The 18,072-nt window shown below is 43.1% G+C and carries 15 protein-coding genes and 1 tRNA gene; 11 read left to right on the forward strand and 5 right to left on the reverse strand.

Annotation, left to right across the window (positions count from 1 at the left end; all coding sequences use genetic code 11):
* Positions 1-50: 50 nt before the first annotated feature.
* The 5 genes from J3P43_RS18945 to J3P43_RS18965 all read right to left on the reverse strand — a co-directional run bounded on the left by J3P43_RS18945 (position 51) and on the right by J3P43_RS18965 (position 3,071).
* Positions 51-124, reverse strand: a tRNA-Arg gene (locus J3P43_RS18945).
* Positions 125-247: 123 nt separating this feature from the next.
* Complete coding sequence (floA, locus tag J3P43_RS18950; protein ID WP_255905412.1) at positions 248-1,231, reverse strand: flotillin-like protein FloA; 984 nt, start codon at positions 1,229-1,231, stop codon at positions 248-250.
* Positions 1,232-1,278: 47 nt separating this feature from the next.
* Complete coding sequence (locus tag J3P43_RS18955; RefSeq protein WP_255905414.1) at positions 1,279-2,202, reverse strand: SDR family oxidoreductase; 924 nt, start codon at positions 2,200-2,202, stop codon at positions 1,279-1,281.
* A 160-nt stretch (positions 2,203-2,362) separates the two neighbouring features.
* Entirely contained in the window at positions 2,363-2,635 is a 273-nt protein-coding gene (locus tag J3P43_RS18960; protein ID WP_255905441.1) for a hypothetical protein, read from the reverse strand.
* A gap of 115 nt (positions 2,636-2,750) precedes the next feature.
* Positions 2,751-3,071, reverse strand: coding sequence for a hypothetical protein (locus tag J3P43_RS18965; RefSeq protein WP_255905442.1), 321 nt, complete (start codon positions 3,069-3,071; stop codon positions 2,751-2,753).
* A 186-nt stretch (positions 3,072-3,257) separates the two neighbouring features.
* On the opposite strand from J3P43_RS18965, the gene atpD reads away from it, so the two are divergent.
* The 11 genes from atpD (at position 3,258) to leuD (ending at position 17,979) form a co-directional block, all read left to right on the forward strand.
* A complete protein-coding gene (gene atpD / locus J3P43_RS18970) occupies positions 3,258-4,763 on the forward strand; it encodes a F0F1 ATP synthase subunit beta (RefSeq protein WP_255905444.1) in 1,506 nt (501 codons plus the stop codon).
* 86 nt (positions 4,764-4,849) lie between these two features.
* Positions 4,850-5,098, forward strand: a complete 249-nt coding sequence (gene atpC, locus J3P43_RS18975) for an ATP synthase F1 subunit epsilon (protein ID WP_255905446.1) — start codon at positions 4,850-4,852, stop codon at positions 5,096-5,098.
* 710 nt (positions 5,099-5,808) lie between these two features.
* Complete coding sequence (gene ilvD, locus J3P43_RS18980; protein ID WP_255905448.1) at positions 5,809-7,509, forward strand: dihydroxy-acid dehydratase; 1,701 nt, start codon at positions 5,809-5,811, stop codon at positions 7,507-7,509.
* 150 nt (positions 7,510-7,659) lie between these two features.
* A complete protein-coding gene (ilvB, locus tag J3P43_RS18985; protein WP_255905450.1) occupies positions 7,660-9,396 on the forward strand; it encodes a biosynthetic-type acetolactate synthase large subunit in 1,737 nt (578 codons plus the stop codon).
* Between the two features lie 136 nt (positions 9,397-9,532).
* Positions 9,533-10,138: an acetolactate synthase small subunit gene (ilvN, locus tag J3P43_RS18990; protein ID WP_255905451.1), complete on the forward strand. Its 606-nt coding sequence runs from the start codon at positions 9,533-9,535 to the stop codon at positions 10,136-10,138.
* Between the two features lie 221 nt (positions 10,139-10,359).
* A complete protein-coding gene (gene ilvC, locus J3P43_RS18995; protein ID WP_255905453.1) occupies positions 10,360-11,841 on the forward strand; it encodes a ketol-acid reductoisomerase in 1,482 nt (493 codons plus the stop codon).
* 55 nt (positions 11,842-11,896) lie between these two features.
* On the forward strand, positions 11,897-13,414 hold the full coding sequence (locus tag J3P43_RS19000; protein ID WP_255905455.1) for an ATP-binding cassette domain-containing protein: 1,518 nt from the start codon (positions 11,897-11,899) through the stop codon (positions 13,412-13,414).
* A gap of 28 nt (positions 13,415-13,442) precedes the next feature.
* Positions 13,443-14,978, forward strand: a complete 1,536-nt coding sequence (locus J3P43_RS19005; RefSeq protein ID WP_255905457.1) for a 2-isopropylmalate synthase — start codon at positions 13,443-13,445, stop codon at positions 14,976-14,978.
* Between the two features lie 57 nt (positions 14,979-15,035).
* Entirely contained in the window at positions 15,036-15,491 is a 456-nt protein-coding gene (locus tag J3P43_RS19010; RefSeq protein ID WP_255905459.1) for a DUF1801 domain-containing protein, read from the forward strand.
* Between the two features lie 382 nt (positions 15,492-15,873).
* Positions 15,874-17,286 (forward strand): 3-isopropylmalate dehydratase large subunit, encoded by a 1,413-nt coding sequence (leuC, locus tag J3P43_RS19015; RefSeq protein WP_255905461.1) that lies wholly within the window; start codon positions 15,874-15,876, stop codon positions 17,284-17,286.
* A 96-nt stretch (positions 17,287-17,382) separates the two neighbouring features.
* A complete protein-coding gene (gene leuD, locus J3P43_RS19020; protein WP_255905463.1) occupies positions 17,383-17,979 on the forward strand; it encodes a 3-isopropylmalate dehydratase small subunit in 597 nt (198 codons plus the stop codon).
* The last annotated feature ends 93 nt before the right edge of the window (positions 17,980-18,072 follow it).

Raw genomic sequence — 18,072 nt, forward strand, 5'->3', positions numbered from 1 at the left:
ATTTAAAAAGCCTTTTCGCTTATTATGGTGAAAAGGCTTTTGAACAGTTGTGGACCTGAAGGGAGTCGAACCCCTAACCTCCTGATCCGTAGTCAGGTGCTCTATCCAATTAAGCTACAGGTCCAGTATTTTAAAGAGCTTCCGTTCAATTTCGTTGCTTTTGAACGGGATTGCAAAGATAGAAGTTCTTTTCAAAACTCTAATAAAATTTTAAATTTAACGCACAAAGCGTATAATCGACTGATTATTACCCCTGTTTACCTTTTCCGGGACCTGGCTTGGCAATAGAATCACGCATGTCGGTATCCGATTTAAGGTTCTGCATCTTGTAATAATCCATGATTCCCAGGTTTCCGGAACGAAAAGCATCAGCCATAGCCAAAGGCAATTGTGCCTCTGCCTCAATAACTTTAGCCCTTGCTTCCTGTGCTTTCGAACGCATCTCCTGCTCAGAAGCCACAGCCATTGCTCTCCGCTCTTCGGCGCGTGCGTTAGCTACTTTTAAATCTGCTTCTGCCTGGTCTGTTTGCAGTTTGGCGCCAATATTTTCACCGATATCAATATCGGCAATATCAATAGAAAGAATTTCGAACGCAGTACCGCTATCCAGCCCTTTATCTAAAACCGTCTTCGATATCCGGTCAGGGTTTTCAAGAACTTCTTTATGGTTTAAGGCCGAGCCGATTGTAGTTACGATACCTTCACCCACTCGTGCGAGGATTGTTTCTTCACCAGCGCCACCAACAAGCTGGTTAATATTAGCACGCACCGTTACCCTGGCTTTGGCTATCAATTGGATACCATCTTTAGCGACGGCAGCCACCGGCGGAGTATTGATCACACGTGGATTTACAGACAGCTGAACTGCATCAAACACATCACGTCCGGCAAGGTCAATCGCGGTAGCCAACTTAAAGTCAAGGGGAATATTAGCTTTATCAGCTGAAATCAGTGCCTTTATCACATTATTAACATTCCCGCCGGCCAGATAATGCGTTTCAATATCATTAGAAGTCAGATTTAATCCCGCTTTAGTCGACGTGATCATAGCGTTAACCACCAGCGAAGGAGAAACCTTCCTTAAACGCATTAAGAAAAGGTTGAGTAAGCTCACCCTCACCCCCGATAACTGGGCGGTAAACCACAGGTTAATGGGTAAGATGTAAAAGAAGATGAAGAGGGCAATTATTGATCCGATGACCGTTAAAAGCAGGGAAAAATTAGGTTCCATATTGAAAGACCAGATAAAGGTTAATGCTACGAATATAGGCTTTAATTTCAGTTAAAAGCAAATCGGTTAAGGTTGTCCAAGTCTTTATCGACTATTTCCAGACCTTCTCGGAACGAATGTGGCTGATACCCCAGATGCCGGATGGCTTTGTCGAGTATAAAGCCTGTTTTCTGAGGACGTTTGGCTTCCTGGTTTAACAATTCTGAAGAAATGGGATGTATATGACTTTTATCCAGAGACCAGAAGTCAGCTACGGCACGAACTATGTCGTAAACAGACATCATATCCATACCCGATATGTGAAAAATCCCTGTAGCTTTCCGCTCGGCTGCCAGCAGGCAGGCTTCCGCCAGATCCAGGGCCAGGGTAGGCATTCGCCATTGATCGTTTACAACCTTTATGTCTTCCCCCTTCTCTAAGGCGGACTTTGCCCAGAGCACTATGTTTGAGCGGCTCATATTGGGCGTTACACCATAGACCAGTATGGTTCGCAATATTGTCCAGTCGTACGACGAACGCCGGACGATTTGTTCGGCCTCATATTTACTCTGGCCATAATAGCTTACCGGGTTGGGCAAAGCGTCTTCGTTATAAGGTCCCGCTTTTCCGTCGAAAACGAAATCCGTAGATATATGGATCAGATGAATATTCTTATCTTCACAAATAGAAACCAGGTTCTGAACTGCCGTTACATTGAGCTGCCAGCACAGATCTCGTTCATGATGACAAACATCAACATTCGTTACCGCCGCCGTATTAATTATAACATCTGGCTTGTGGAGTGAAATTGAACTATATAGCTTTTCTTTATCAGTGATATCCAGGTCAAGATAAACGTAGTCGCCGGGAGTATTAAACCGGTCTGCCCCTCTGGAACTGGCAATCAGGTGGGCCCTGCCGGTTGAAAGAATAAGAGAGCTTAATGTTTGGCCCAGCAGGCCATTGCTTCCGGTTACTAAAATCTTCTTCATTTATAATATGCCTGACTTAATCGCCATGAGTCATCATGAGTATATTAGTATATTTATTATCATTTGGAATGGCATGCCCATGTTGATTCATCAGGCAAAGTTAAAAGCATAAAAAAAGAGGCGAAATAATTCCGCCTCTTTTTATAAACAGAGATGTTTATTAAACGTCTCTTCTGGTATTTCCACTTCTTGTAATAGCGATAATGATGATGATGAATACAGCCACACCTACTACCCAAACCCAGGGTTGAGCGTACCAGCCACCGCCGCCGCCTGCTCCGTCGCCACCGGCGTTGATATCAACGTCGACCTTTTCTGGCACCGTATTTTGTGCCAAAGCAGGCACTCCTGCTAATATACTAAGTGTAGCTACAAAGGCAGCAAACCAAACATGCGCATTCGCTAGTTTTTTAAATGGACTTAAACTTTTCATAAGATTCATTTTTAAATGTGTTTATAAACTGATTATACAGTATATGATTTACTGCGGGCAACCAAAATTGATTGAACACTTATATAACACTTAATATATCAAACGGTTTTACCCCTTATAAGCCGCGCTCAGAGTCAACATCGCGTTTTCCGTAAGTTGTAAAAAGCAATCCGATAACTAAAACGAGAATCGCTGCAACAATGGCCCATATCCAGGGCTGGACGTACCATTCAGAACTGTTAGGTACACCATTAGGGTCTGCTTCAATACTTTGCAGGTATTCAGAAGATTGTTCGGCATGCGATGGACGATCTGTACCCTGGCCAGGGTTATTTTGAGCAATTCCATTCAGCGAAAGAAACATCAAGAACATTACGCTGATTACAGTTGAGAGTTTAAACTTAGCGCTCACTGTAAAAACTGATAAATTTTCCATGATTCATGTTTTAATGTACTATTTTAACAAGCTCAAACTCTCACAGTTTGCATAAAAAGCACTATAAAAAAAAATATTAAAAATCTTTTATCCAAGGCATTTGAAATACCGGTTTAAAGCGTATTTTTGCAGACCAAAAAAGCGGCCTGTTTTTACCCGCTTAATTAATTTTTTTAACAAAAAAATATGCCAAACACTGGAAAAATAGCGCAAATCATCGGACCGGTAGTTGACGTTAGCTTCGCTGAAGAAGCCAAGCTTCCAAGAATCTACGATGCCCTTTCAATTACAAAGCCAAGCGGACAGGTAATTATCCTGGAGGTTCAGCAGCATCTTGGAGAGGATCGTGTACGTGCAATTGCCATGGATTCAACCGACGGACTCGTTCGCGGAATGGAAGTAGTCGACACTGCAGCTCCTATTAAAATGCCTGTCGGCGATAGCATCAAGGGCCGGGTATTTAATGTTGTTGGTGATGCTATTGACGGGATCGCGGATCTTGACAAATCTAACGGACGACCAATTCACAATACTCCCCCAAGATTTGAGGATCTGTCTACCGAAACTGAAGTACTTTTCACTGGTATTAAAGTAATTGATCTACTTGAGCCATATGCAAAAGGTGGTAAAATCGGATTGTTCGGTGGTGCCGGTGTAGGTAAAACCGTATTAATTCAGGAACTAATTAACAATATCGCGAAAGCTTACTCTGGTTTATCTGTATTTGCAGGTGTGGGTGAGCGTACGCGTGAAGGAAACGACTTGCTTCGTGAGATGCTGGAATCAGGAATCATTAAATATGGTGAAGAGTTCATGCACGGAATGGAAAAAGGCGAGTGGAACCTTGATAAAATTGATGCTGAAGAATTAAAAGATTCTAAAGCGACCTTCGTATTCGGACAAATGAACGAGCCTCCGGGTGCACGTGCACGTGTTGCCTTGTCAGGATTAACTATTGCGGAATACTTCCGTGATGGTGATGGCACAGGCCAGGGACGTGATATCCTTTTCTTCATCGATAACATTTTCCGTTTCACTCAGGCTGGATCTGAAGTATCTGCTCTTTTAGGCCGTATGCCTTCAGCGGTAGGTTATCAGCCAACGCTTGCAACGGAGATGGGTTTGATGCAGGAGCGTATCACATCTACAAAACGCGGATCGATCACATCTGTACAGGCGGTTTACGTACCTGCGGATGATTTAACTGACCCTGCACCGGCGACAACTTTCGCCCACTTAGATGCTACAACTGTACTTTCCCGTAAAATTGCCGAGCTAGGTATTTACCCAGCGGTGGATCCTTTGGATTCTACTTCACGTATCCTTAGCGCCTCAGTTTTAGGCGATGAGCATTACAATTGCGCTCAGCGTGTTAAAGAAACTCTTCAACGTTATAAAGAACTTCAGGATATTATCGCCATCTTAGGTATGGACGAGCTTTCTGAGGAAGACAAGCTGGTTGTATCACGCGCACGTCGTGTACAGCGTTTCTTGTCACAGCCTTTCCATGTTGCTGAGCAATTCACCGGATTAAAAGGTGTATTGGTTGATATCAAAGAAACCATCAAAGGCTTTAACATGATTATGGATGGTGAAGTGGATGAATATCCTGAAGCAGCATTCAACCTTGTTGGAACTATTGAAGACGCAATTGAAAAAGGCAAGAAAATTCTTGCTGAAGCAAACGCGTAATTAGAGATATGAGACATTAGATATGAGATTTGAGACAGGGAGAGTAATATCTCGGGTCTCAAGTCTCACATCTCAAATCTAAAACCATGACATTAGAAATTCTTACCCCCGATAAAAAAGTATACGAAGGCGAAGTTACCTCGGTAACTGTTCCAGGCACTGCTGGTTCTTTTGAGATACTTAGTAACCACGCCCCTATCATCTCCACTCTTGAAGATGGGCGGGTGACTGTCCGTGCCGGTGGAAAAGGAGAGCAGCGCTTTGAGATTAAAGGTGGCGTAGTAGAGGTGATTAATAATAAGATTACTTTACTTGCAGAGGGCGTTGCAGGTTAGCATTAAATAATACTTTAGTTTAAAGACCGGTTGAATTTCAGCCGGTCTTTTTTTGTAGTATAGTTTTTTGAAAAAGTAGCTGGTGTTTTCGAAGGAAGCTTTAGTCCCGCTCATACGCCCTTAGGCCTCAGACTCCAGCCGGTATCCGCTGCACCCGGGTTTAAGATGACAGTTTAATCTTCGTCGCTACATACAATCAGATAGCATTCGAACGCACTAGGGTGATCGATGTACCGTCGTTTCCGACTCGATCGGCAGACCTAATGCGCTATACTAACACGCCTTAATTTGCACAGCATTAAGATTCCCGCCTGCGCAGGAATGACGGAACTAACAATACCTAACAATGCAACTATACTATCTTCTCAATAGACTTTAAAGCCGCCTCTTTAAGAAAACTTTTTCTCTCGATATTCAGATTTCAGGAAGAATTCTGGGCAAATTTAGATACCTGCCAGCCATCAGAACCAAATACCAAAAACAGAATTAGTATACTTGTGCAAAATTTATGTTTCAAATTGCGATACATATACAATATTTAATATTGACTAATACAATATTTCAACATAATATTCTAATTTTGATTTTTACTACTCCCCTATTGACGCCTAAAAAGGAAGTGCTTACCTTGAGAAAAGAATTAAGCAACCCTAAAAAACAAAAAGATTCTTCGTCGCCAAATTTAAACGACACAGGAAAAATATATCACAATGGATTCATCAATCACAGAAGAAATTGAATTAAACAAGTACAGTAAGGTACTAACGCAAGACCCAACCCAACCGGCTGCACAAGCAATGCTATACGGAATAGGCTTAACCGACGACGATATGCAAAAGGCCCAGGTTGGAATTGTGAGTATGGGATATGACGGAAATACTTGTAACATGCACCTTAATGATTTAGCCAAACTGGTTAAAGATGGTGTGTGGAAAGAAGATCTGGTAGGACTAATCTTTCATACCATTGGGGTAAGCGACGGGATGAGCAACGGAACCCCGGGAATGCGTTATTCATTAGTAAGCCGCGATATTATCGCCGATTCAATTGAAGCGGTTTGCGGCGCTCAATATTATGATGCGGTAATTGCCCTTCCGGGTTGCGATAAAAACATGCCAGGATCTGTAATGGCAATGGGACGATTGAACCGTCCGGCTATTATGGTGTACGGCGGAACCATCGAACCGGGACATTATAAAGGAGAAGATTTAAACATCGTATCAGCATTTGAGGCTTTAGGCAAGAGAATGGCTGGCGAGATGAACGATATCGACTTTAAAGAAATCATTAAGAACGCTTGTCCGAGTGCCGGTGCCTGCGGTGGAATTTATACGGCTAACACAATGGCTGCAGCAATCGAGGCACTAGGAATGAGTTTACCTTACTCCTCTTCAAATCCCGCACTTAGCGAAGACAAAAAGAAAGAATGTCTTGCTGCAGGAAAAGCTATTAAAATCCTGCTGGAAAGAGATATTAAACCAAGCGACATCATGACGAAACAGGCATTTGATAATGCTATCGTTACCATCATGGTTCTTGGAGGTTCTACTAATGCGGTTCTTCACTTAATTGCAATGGCAAAGAGCGTTGACGTTGAGCTAACACAAGACGATATCCAACGCATCAGTGACCGCATTCCGGTTTTGGCCGATATGAAACCAAGCGGAAGATATATGATGGAAGACCTTCACAAAGTTGGTGGTGTACCAGCGGTCATGAAATATCTTTTGCAGCAAGGCTGGATTGATGGAAGTTGCTTAACCTGCACAGGGAAAACCCTTGCAGAAAACCTTGCCTCAGTTCCTGAACTAAACTTCGAAACTCAAAAAATCATATTCCCTAAGGAAAACCCGATCAAAGCTACCGGACACCTTCAAATTCTTTATGGAAACCTCGCAGAGGGAGGAAGTGTAGCCAAAATCAGTGGTAAAGAGGGCGAACGCTTTGTTGGACCTGCACGTGTTTTTGACGGGGAATATGCGTTAATAGAAGGCATCACCAGCGGCCGCGTTAAAAAAGGAGACGTTGTAGTTATACGGGATGTAGGTCCGAAAGGTGCTCCGGGCATGCCCGAGATGCTTAAACCTACATCTGCTCTGATTGGGGTAGGTTTAGGAAAAAGTGTTGCGTTGATCACCGACGGTCGCTTTAGTGGTGGAACTCACGGCTTCGTAGTGGGACACATCACCCCTGAAGCATTCGTAGGAGGGTTAATCGGTTTGGTTAAAGACGATGACATCATCGAACTTGATGCAACCACTAATACAATCAATCTGAAAGTGTCAGACGAAGAAATTGCAGAGCGCCGCTCGAAATGGGTACAGCCCAAATTGAAAGTTTCGAAAGGAATTTTATATAAATACGCTAAAAGTGTAGGCACATCGGCTCAAGGCTGTGTAACTGACTTGTAGGGGAAAGGTGAAAGGGAAGGTGAAAGCTGAAAGGTGAAAGCTGATGGCTGATGGCTGATAGCTGATAGCGGTAATAAATTATTAAAATGACATGAGCTTAGGTGGGAGATCGTCTCATATCTAACGTCTCATATCTCAAATCTTATACAAATGGATACAGCACAAAAGGAACAAATTGCACAAGAGCCAAAGGCATCTGTAGAAATGACGGGTTCGGTTGCTTTGCTGGAAGGATTGATTGCAGAGGGAGTGGATACGATCTTCGGATATCCCGGCGGAGCAATCATGCCGATATACGATGCATTGTACGATTACATGGATAAATTAAACCACGTCCTTGTGCGTCACGAACAAGGAGGAATTCATGCAGGACAGGGATATGCCCGTACATCTGGCAAGGTTGGTGTAGTATTTGCCACCAGCGGACCAGGCGCAACCAATCTGGTAACCGGCCTGGCTGATGCGCAAATTGACAGTACTCCTTTAGTATGTATCACCGGACAGGTATTTGCGCATCTTTTAGGTACAGATGCCTTCCAGGAAACCGATGTGATTAACATCACTACACCGGTAACTAAATGGAATTACCAGATAACCGATGCTACAGAGATTCCTGAAGTGCTGGCTAAAGCGTTTTACATCGCAAAAAGCGGAAGACCGGGACCTGTATTAATTGATATCACCAAGAATGCACAATTACAAAAGTTCAACTTTGAAGGTTACGTAAAGTGCGACCATATCCGTAGCTACCGTCCCAGACCTCATGTTCGTCAGGAATATGTACAAGCTGCCGCAGACCTGATTAACCAGGCCAAAAAACCTTTTATTCTTTGGGGCCAGGGAGTGATTTTAGGTAGCGCAGAACAGGAGTTTAAGGCTTTCATAGAGAAGTCGGGAATCCCTTCTGCCTGGACCGTATTAGGCGCGGGAGCAATTCCGACAGATCACCCGCTGAATGTAGGTATGCTCGGAATGCACGGCAATTACGGCCCTAATGTGCTTACTAACGAATGTGATGTATTGATTGCGATCGGAATGCGTTTCGATGATCGTGTAACAGGCCGTTTAGACAAATATGCGAAGCAGGCGAAGGTAGTCCACCTGGATATCGATCCGGCTGAAATAGATAAAAATGTTAAAACCACGGTTCCGGTATGGGGCGATTGCAAAGAAACTCTTCCTCTTTTAACTGAATTGGTAGAAGCAAAACAGCATACAGAGTGGCTGGCTAAGTTCAATGACTATATGAGGCAAGAAGTTGAGGCGGTTATTAAAGATGAACTGTTCCCAACTTCTGATGAACTGACCATGGGTGAAGTTATACAGTTGGTTAACGAACTCACCAAAGGTGAAGCGATTATTGTGACCGATGTTGGCCAGCACCAAATGGTGGCTTGCCGGTATGCCAAGTTTAACAATACCCGCAGTAACGTTACCAGCGGTGGCTTAGGAACCATGGGATTCTCTCTTCCTGCCGCTATTGGAGCAAAATATGGCGCACCAGACAAAGAAGTAATTGCCGTGATTGGCGATGGGGGCGTTCAAATGACTATTCAGGAGCTTGGCACCATCATGCAATTCGGTGTGGCTGTTAAAGTATTGATCCTGAATAACCAATTTTTAGGGATGGTTAGACAATGGCAGCAGTTATTCCACGACAAGAGGTATTCATTTGTGAATATCACTAGTCCTGATTACGTAAAAGTTGCTGAAGGCTACCGCATCCCGGGTCAAAGTGTAAAAGAACGTGAAGCATTAAAGGCGGCTTTAAAAACGATGATAGAACATGAAGGCGCTTACCTGCTTGAAGTAATGGTTACCAAAGAAAACAACGTTTTCCCGATGGTACCTCAAGGTTGCAGCGTTAGCGAAATCAGGTTAAAATAAAAAGGTAAAAGCTTAAAGGAGAAAGGTAAAAGCTTTGGCAAGAAGCTTTAAGTCATCGAATGACTTACACGAGGAAGGTTAGAATAAGATTATGGTTTTAGTCATCCGATGACTAGCAACAAATGAACTAAGCATCATGAGCACAGAGAACATCGAAAAGCAGGAATACAACATCACCGTTTATACGGAAAATCAAATTGGTTTGCTTACGCGAATTGCGATTATATTCAGCCGCCGTAAGATCAACATCGAGAGCTTAAACACCTCTCCTTCCGAGATTGAGAGCATCCACCGCTTTAATATCGTGATAACCGAAACCCGCGAAGTGGTGCAAAAAGTTTGCCGCCAGATTGAAAAGCAGGTGGAGGTTCTGAAAGTATACTTTAACACCAACGAAGATGTGATCTGGCAGGAAATGGCGCTTTATAAGGTTCCAACCGAAGAAATTGCCGAAAAAGCATTGGTAGAACGTCTTTTACGAGAAAACGGAGCACGTGTAGTAGTTATCCGCTCTGACTATACCGTTTTTGAAACTACAGGCCATCGCGAAGAGACTGATATGCTTATTACAAAGCTACAGCCATTCGGATTGATTGAGTTTGTAAGAAGCGCAAGAATCGCCATCATTAAAGACAGCGAAGGATTTAACCGGAAACTAAGGGAATTTGAGCGCAGAGAGCCTGGTCACGAGCCAATTGAGAATGAATACCTGAACAAAGGAGCCAAAGTATTCACGATGTAGGATATCTAAGGTGAAAGGATAAAGCTGAAAGGTCAAAGATGAATATTGAAAGCCTAAAGCATTGAAGACCACAATTGAGCGGTTTTTGAATTTTTACCTTTGAATTTTTACTTCAACCCAATAATTGCAGTAATTTAGCGCCGCTTTTAGGAATACATTTAATTGAATACTGAGAGGCAAATAGAAAACAAAAAAACATAACAGAAAACAAGCAATAAAAAATGGCAAATTATTTCAATACACTACCCCTTAGAGAAAAGCTGAACCAACTGGGTGTTTGCGAATTCATGGACAATTCTGAATTTTCAGACGGCGTAAACGCGCTGAAAGGCAAGAAATTGGTAATTGTGGGTTGCGGAGCTCAGGGCTTAAATCAGGGCTTAAATCTAAGAGATAGTGGTTTAGATGTTAGTTATGCATTGCGTAAAGAGGCTATCGATGGTAAAAGGGATTCGTGGAAAAATGCTACTGAAAATAATTTTACAGTTGGTACTTACGAAGAACTGATCCCTAACGCTGACGTAGTGATCAACCTTACCCCGGATAAACAACATACTGCTGTTGTTAACGCGGTTATGCCATTGATGAAGCAAGGAGCTACTTTGTCGTACTCTCATGGTTTCAATATTGTTGAAGAAGGCATGCAGATCCGTAAAGATATTACGGTTATCATGGTTGCTCCTAAATGTCCTGGCAGCGAGGTTAGAGCTGAATATTGCAGAGGTTTTGGTGTACCAACTCTAATCGCGGTTCACCCTGAAAACGACCCGGCAGGAAAAGGACTAGCTGAAGCTAAAGCATATTGTGTGGGTACCGGCGGTCACAGAGCGGGTGTTCTACTTTCATCTTTCGTAGCTGAAGTGAAATCCGATTTGATGGGCGAGCAAACTATTCTTTGCGGTTTATTGCAGACCGGTTCTATCCTTTCATTCGATAAAATGATTGAAAAAGGAATTGATGCTGGATACGCTTCAAAACTGGTTCAATATGGCGTTGAGGTAATTACTGAAGCTTTAAAGCACGGTGGTGTATCAGGTATGATGGATCGTTTAAGCAATGTTGCTAAGGTTAAAGCTTTTGAGGTTTCTGAAGAATTAAAAGACATCATGCGTCCGTTGTTCCAAAAGCATCAGGATGATATCATGAGCGGAGAATTTAGCCGTACCATGATGGAAGATTGGGCCAATGGCGATAAAAATCTATTAAAATGGAGAGCTGAAACTGGTGAAACTGCTTTCGAAAAAACTCCGGCCGGCGATGTTAAAATCGGCGAGCAAGAATATTTCGACAACTACCTGTTAATGGTTGCTTTCGTTAGAGCGGGTGTTGAATTAGCGTTCGAAACAATGGTTGAAGCTGGCATAAAACCAGAATCTGCTTACTACGAATCATTACACGAAACTCCTCTTATCGCAAATACCATTGCACGTAAGAAATTGTTCGAAATGAACCGTGTAATCTCTGATACAGCGGAATATGGTTGCTACTTATTCGATCAGGCTTGTAAGCCATTACTGACTGATTTCATGAAGAAAGTTGATACTGATTTAGTTGGTAAAAACTTCAATGAAGGTAAAGATGGTTCGGTTGATAACATCACTTTGGTAAACATCAACGAAAAATTACGCAGCCATCAGGTAGAAATTGTAGGTGCAAGATTGCGTAAGGCAATGACTGCAATGAAAGCGATAAAGACAGCCTAAACCCTAAATCCCCCGAAGGGGACTTGGCGAGGAGTTAAAATAATATAAGACAGCGATGACCCACTCAAACATGAACAATAGCAAGCCAAAGTCCCTTTCCGGGGATTTAGGGCCTATTGTTCATGTTTCCAATCTAAATCTGCAATACCAATACAAATTGGTGTTAAAGAATTTGAACTGGACTATCAACCGTGGTGAAAACTGGCTTTTAGGAGGCATCAGCGGAAGCGGAAAGTCTTCCTTAGCGAAAGTTATTGCAGGTTTACAGAATGCTGTGGGCGAAGTGGAATTCAATTTCAATATTGATAGTGCATTACCCGCTAAAGTATTATTCGTAGAAAGCTGGTACCAGTTTAAAAATGTAGAAGGTGTTGCTAACTTTTATTATCAGCAGCGCTACACCAGCTTGCAAGCTAAAGAAACACTTACCGTAGGTGCTGAACTAATCAGCTATAGCAAAGAGAATAATCTGGAGTTTGCTGAAGTTGAAAAGCTTTTAAAAGCATTAAACTTCTCCTCCCTCAGGAATTCACAATTGCTTGAATTATCAAGTGGTGAGCATAAGAAATTACAACTAATTAAGGCTTTGTGGTTGAAACCGCAGCTTTTAATTATTGACCAGCCTTATACTGGTCTGGACAAGGACTCCCGCAAAACTTTAAACAGTTTGTTAGATGAGATTTGTGCGGATGGGGTACAGCTGATTTTGATTTGCAACGATACTGAACTACCGGCAAGCATTAATTGCTTTGCGGAAATCCGCGAAGGTCAATTGGTTCAGGTTGAGTCAAGAGAAATGATTTCGACTGCACCAGAAAGAACAAGTAGAGAGTTACCGGATTTTTTGAAGCAATCTCCTGTGTACTCGTCTGAAAACATCGTCAAGATGATTGATGTGAGCATCAGTTATGGAGAGAAGATGGTGTTGAGGAATATCAATTGGGAAGTTAAAGCCGGAGAAAAATGGCTTTTACAAGGGCCAAACGGTTCAGGTAAATCTACCTTGCTGAGTTTAGTGAATGGTGATCATCCCCAATCTTATGCCAATAACTTCTATTTATTCGGCAACAAGAGGGGAAGCGGTGAAAGCATCTGGGACATTAAACAACATACAGGAATTATTTCTCCTGAGTTTCACTGGTATTTTGATGCATCGTCGACCGTTTGGCAAAGCGTCGCATCAGGACTTTTCGATTCGGTTGGATTGTTCAGACAGTTGCCCTTTTCTCAAAAGGCTAAGGTTGATGAATTAATTGAATTCTTCGACTTAACAGAGAACAAAGACGACTTACTGAGCAGTCTTCCCTTGGGAAAGCAACGCTTAGTATTGTTAGCCCGAACGATTATTAAAAACCCGGAGCTGCTAATTCTGGATGAGCCCTGTCAGGGTTTAGATCAGCAGCAAACACAATATTTCAACCAGTTGGTGGATGAATTATGCAACAATGGAATGACCCTGATTTATGTCGGGCATTTTGAGTCGGCTTTGCCAAGCTGCCTTGAGAAGAGAATAGTATTAGAGAATGGTGAAGTAAAAGCCATTGAAAGTATAGCAGAAAGCTGTCTGGTATGAACAAAAACATTTTAACACGCTAAGAATCATGTTACACGATCCTAACCGTATATACATTTTTGACACCACGTTACGTGACGGAGAACAGGTACCCGGTTCTCAATTAACAACTCCTGAGAAGATTATCATCGCAGAGCAACTGCAGTCTCTGGGTGTTGATATCATTGAAGCGGGTTTCCCGATTTCAAGTCCGGGTGACTTTCAAAGTGTGGTTGAATTGTCGAAAGCGATTCGTGAGCCGATTATCTGTGCCTTAACCCGTGCAAATAAAGGTGATATCGACAGCGCTGTAGCTGCATTAAAGCATGCGGCACGTCCTCGGATCCATACCGGGATCGGCTCATCAGACATGCACATTCAGTACAAATTCAACAGTACCCGTGAGAAGATTCTTGAGCGTGCAGTTGAAGCGGTGAAATATGCCAAGCAGTTTGTAGAAGATATTGAATTCTATGCTGAAGATGCTGGTAGAGCGGATAACGTTTACCTTGCTCAAATGATTGAAGCGGTAATCGCCGCTGGAGCAACAGTGGTAAATATCCCGGATACAAACGGATATTGTTTGCCAGAGACATACGGTGCAAAAATTCGCTTCCTGAAAGAGAACGTTAAGAACATTGACCAGGCCGTTATTTCGGTACATTGCCACAACGATTTAGGTCTTGCAACTGCAAATAGCATCGCCGGACTTCAAAATGGTGCTGGTCAGATCGAATGTACCATTAACGGTATTGGCGAACGTGCCGGGAATACTTCGCTGGAAGAAGTTGTTATGATCTTAAACACTCATAAAGGACTTGGTTACCACGATAAAATAAACATCAATACAAAAAAGCTATATCCGCTTAGCGGGATGGTGAGCCGCATGATGCGGATGCCTGTTCAAGCTAATAAAGCCATTGTGGGTCGTAATGCATTTGCTCACAGTTCTGGTATTCACCAGGATGGCGTTCTTAAGCATCGTGAGACTTACGAGATTATGAATCCTGAAGATGTGGGCATTGACCAATCAGAAATCATCCTGACTGCCCGCAGTGGACGCCATGCTCTTAAGCATCATCTTGAGCGTTTGGGCTATTCGATGGAAAGAATCGATCTTGACCAAACCTATCAACGCTTCCTAACATTGGCTGATGAGAAAAAGGAAATAAAAGACGACGACCTTTTACAATTGATGGGCGAAGACATTGAATCGAGCATCAAAAATGGTGTGAAGATCAACTCATTACAGGTAACTTGCGGCGATCAAACCCAACCACAGGCCACGGTAAAATTAAGCCTTAAAGGCGAAGAGCACGAAGCTACGGCGGTTGGAAACGGTCCGGTGAGCGCAACTATACATGCTATAGAAAGCATTCTGGGTCAGACCAACGAAATTAAAGAATTTAATATTCACTCCATCCATGGTGGAAGTGATGATATAAGTAAGGTGGATATGCGTGTAATTCATGATGATAAATCATACATGGGTTATGGATTTAGTACCGATATCGTAAGAGCATCGGCTAATGCGTATCTGGACGCAGTAAATAAGTTTTACGAGCTGGTAAACCAGCCGGGGTAAACGGTATATATAACGCAGACAGTGTTTCGAACGCTATCTGCGTTAACCATTGGTAGTATGCAATCAACAGCGAGCACACCAGAAGAATACATGAGCAACCTTCCGGAAGAAAGGAAGCCGGTAATGTCCGAGTTAAGAAAGGCGATTATCCAGAACCTGCCAAGCGGATTTGAAGAAGGAATGAGTTATGGGATGCTAACCTACGTTGTTCCTCATTCAATATACCCCGCGGGTTATCATTGTGATCCAAAGCAAGCGCTCCCGTTTTTGAGCATTGCTTCACAAAAGAACTTTATAGCGGTGTATCATATGGGAATGTATGCTGACCAGGAGTTATTGAACTGGTTCGTTGCAGAATACCCAAAACATAGTAAAGCTAAATTGGATATGGGCAAAAGCTGTATCCGGTTTAAGAAAATGGACCAGGTTCCGGTTGAGTTGATTGGAAAACTGGCATCAAAGGTGAGTGTGGAAGATTGGATTGGGACTTACGAGGGTAAGTTTAAGAGGTAGTGGTTTGTTGGTGGAGACACCAACAAAGGGACGAACGGACGCCGCGGTGGGTGTCCCCACCAATCACAAGGGTAAGAGATAGTTGGGTCTGGCGTTTTGTCATTTCGAACGCTTGAGAAATCTAACGATTAGATCTCTCCTACCGTCGAGATGACAAGTAGGTTAACGAAAGAAGTTAATACATAATCATCGAAGGGTGAACGTTTCGTGTCTAAACCCGGGTGCAGCGGATACCGGCCAGAGCGTAAAGCCTGCAGGCGTATGAGCGGAACACGGGACGAAAGCAAACGACAGAGACGGAATTTGCTTTACAACAAAATACAAATAACATTTCCTGTTCGTTAAATAACAGGAACACAGATAATTGATAATTTAAAATAAAATGAGCAAGACATTATTTGATAAGGTGTGGGATAAACACGTGGTGCGAAAGATTGAGGGTGGCCCTGACGTGTTATTTATTGATCGTCATTTAATCCACGAGGTAACCAGTCCGGTTGCGTTTCTGGGATTAAAAAGCCGCGGCGCTACTGTGTTGTACCCGAACCGTACGTTTGCTACGGCCGATCACAACACACCTACAATTAATCAGCATTTACCGGTTTCTGACCCGCTTTCGGCTAATCAGCTTAAAGCTTTGGAAACCAACTCGGCAGAATACGGAATCAGCCACTGGGGATTAGGTCACCAGAAAAATGGTATCGTGCACGTGGTTGGACCAGAGTATGGTATCACTCAGCCGGGTTCTACCATTGTTTGTGGTGACTCGCATACTTCAACCCACGGTGCATTTGGCGCTATTGCATTCGGTATCGGCACTTCGGAGGTTGAGATGGTGCTTGCGGCTCAGTGTATCATGCAGCAGAAACCAAAGAGCATGCGCATCAACATCACCGGAAGCCTTGGTTATGGCGTTACTCCGAAAGATGTTGCCTTGTTCATCATTTCTAAACTGACTACTTCTGGCGCCACCGGCTACTTCGTAGAATATGCAGGTGAAGTGTTCGAGAAAATGACCATGGAAGGCCGTATGACGGTTTGTAACCTGAGTATTGAAATGGGTGCACGTGGTGGTATGATCGCTCCTGACCAAACTACATATGATTACGTTCAGGGTCGTGAGTTTTCGCCAAAAGGTGAGGCTTGGGATAAAGCGATGGCCTACTGGCAAACGCTTAAAACTGATGCTGACGCGGCATTTGATAAAGAATATACGTTCGACGGTTCTGAAATTGAACCGATGATCACTTACGGAACCAACCCTGGAATGGGTATGGGTATCTCAAACGCTATCCCGGATGCTGAGCAAGTTGAGGGTGGTGTTGCCACTTACGAGAAATCGCTAAACTATATGGGCTTCCATGAAGGTGAGTCGATGATTGGCAAACCAGTTGATTATGTTTTCGTGGGAAGCTGTACAAACGGCCGAATTGAAGATTTCAGAGCCTTCGCTTCTGTTGTTAAGGGCAAGAAAAAAGCGGACAACGTGACTGCATGGTTGGTGCCGGGCTCTCACATTGTAGAGGCTCAGATTAAAGAGGAGGGTATCCTTGACATTTTGACGGAAGCTGGATTTACGTTACGTCAGCCTGGATGTTCTGCTTGTCTGGCAATGAACGACGATAAAGTTCCTGCGGGAAAATACGCGGTTAGTACGTCGAACAGAAACTTCGAGGGCAGACAAGGTCCGGGTGCAAGAACAATGCTTGCAAGTCCGCTTGTTGCAGCGGCGGCAGCGGTTACGGGAAAAGTAACAGATCCCAGGACTTTATTACAAGAAACAGTAGAAGCGTAAAATGAGGTGAAAGGTAAAAGCTGAAAGGCAAGGGAATGCTAGATGCCAATCCCGGACCTTTAACCTTTGAACCTTTAACCTAAAAAACTCAAAACAATGGCTTACGATAAATTTAACATACTTACCAGCACTGCAGTTCCTCTTCCTATCGAGAATGTGGATACTGATCAGATCATCCCTGCACGTTTTCTAAAAGCGACCGAGCGTGTAGGATTTGGCGACAATTTATTCCGCGACTGGAGATACAATCCGGATAATACTCCTAAAGCAGATTTCGTATTAAACGATCCAACCTATTCAGGAAAAATACTGGTTGGTGGCAAGAACTTTGGTTCTGGTTCGTCAAGAGAGCACGCTGCATGGGCGGTTTACGATTACGGGTTCCGTTGCGTGGTATCCAGTTTTTTTGCTGATATCTTCAAAAATAACTGTCTTAATATCGGTGTGTTACCGGTTCAGGTGAGTGCTGAATTTTTGCAAAAAATCTATGCTGCGATTTTTGCAGATCCATCGACTCAACTGGAAGTGAACCTACCTGAGCAAACCATCACTCTTTTGCCTACCGGCGAAAAAGAGAGCTTCGACATCAGTGTTTACAAAAAAGATAACATGATGAACGGTTTTGATGATATCGATTATCTTCAGAACATGAAAGCTGAGATTCAGGAGTTTGCTACGCAGTTACCACTTTAGTGGATTGATTACACCGATTAAGAGGGTTACACAGATAGATCTTAATCGGTGTAATCTCCTTAAATCAATGCAATCTCATAAAAACCAGTGTAA

It is taken from the genome of Paradesertivirga mongoliensis (genome assembly GCF_024436395.1).
Lineage (GTDB): Bacteria > Bacteroidota > Bacteroidia > Sphingobacteriales > Sphingobacteriaceae > Paradesertivirga > Paradesertivirga mongoliensis.

Coding starts and splice junctions, on each gene's coding strand:
- J3P43_RS19010 (WP_255905459.1), top strand. CDS start 15,036: ATGCAATCAACAGCGAGCACACCAGAAGAATACATGAGCAACCTTCCG.
- J3P43_RS18965 (WP_255905442.1), bottom strand. CDS start 3,071: ATGGAAAATTTATCAGTTTTTACAGTGAGCGCTAAGTTTAAACTCTCA.
- J3P43_RS18960 (WP_255905441.1), bottom strand. CDS start 2,635: ATGAAAAGTTTAAGTCCATTTAAAAAACTAGCGAATGCGCATGTTTGG.
- floA (WP_255905412.1), bottom strand. CDS start 1,231: ATGGAACCTAATTTTTCCCTGCTTTTAACGGTCATCGGATCAATAATT.
- atpC (WP_255905446.1), top strand. CDS start 4,850: ATGACATTAGAAATTCTTACCCCCGATAAAAAAGTATACGAAGGCGAA.
- ilvC (WP_255905453.1), top strand. CDS start 10,360: ATGGCAAATTATTTCAATACACTACCCCTTAGAGAAAAGCTGAACCAA.
- ilvB (WP_255905450.1), top strand. CDS start 7,660: ATGGATACAGCACAAAAGGAACAAATTGCACAAGAGCCAAAGGCATCT.
- J3P43_RS19005 (WP_255905457.1), top strand. CDS start 13,443: ATGTTACACGATCCTAACCGTATATACATTTTTGACACCACGTTACGT.
- ilvD (WP_255905448.1), top strand. CDS start 5,809: ATGGATTCATCAATCACAGAAGAAATTGAATTAAACAAGTACAGTAAG.
- leuC (WP_255905461.1), top strand. CDS start 15,874: ATGAGCAAGACATTATTTGATAAGGTGTGGGATAAACACGTGGTGCGA.
- J3P43_RS19000 (WP_255905455.1), top strand. CDS start 11,897: ATGACCCACTCAAACATGAACAATAGCAAGCCAAAGTCCCTTTCCGGG.
- atpD (WP_255905444.1), top strand. CDS start 3,258: ATGCCAAACACTGGAAAAATAGCGCAAATCATCGGACCGGTAGTTGAC.
- J3P43_RS18955 (WP_255905414.1), bottom strand. CDS start 2,202: ATGAAGAAGATTTTAGTAACCGGAAGCAATGGCCTGCTGGGCCAAACA.
- ilvN (WP_255905451.1), top strand. CDS start 9,533: ATGAGCACAGAGAACATCGAAAAGCAGGAATACAACATCACCGTTTAT.
- leuD (WP_255905463.1), top strand. CDS start 17,383: ATGGCTTACGATAAATTTAACATACTTACCAGCACTGCAGTTCCTCTT.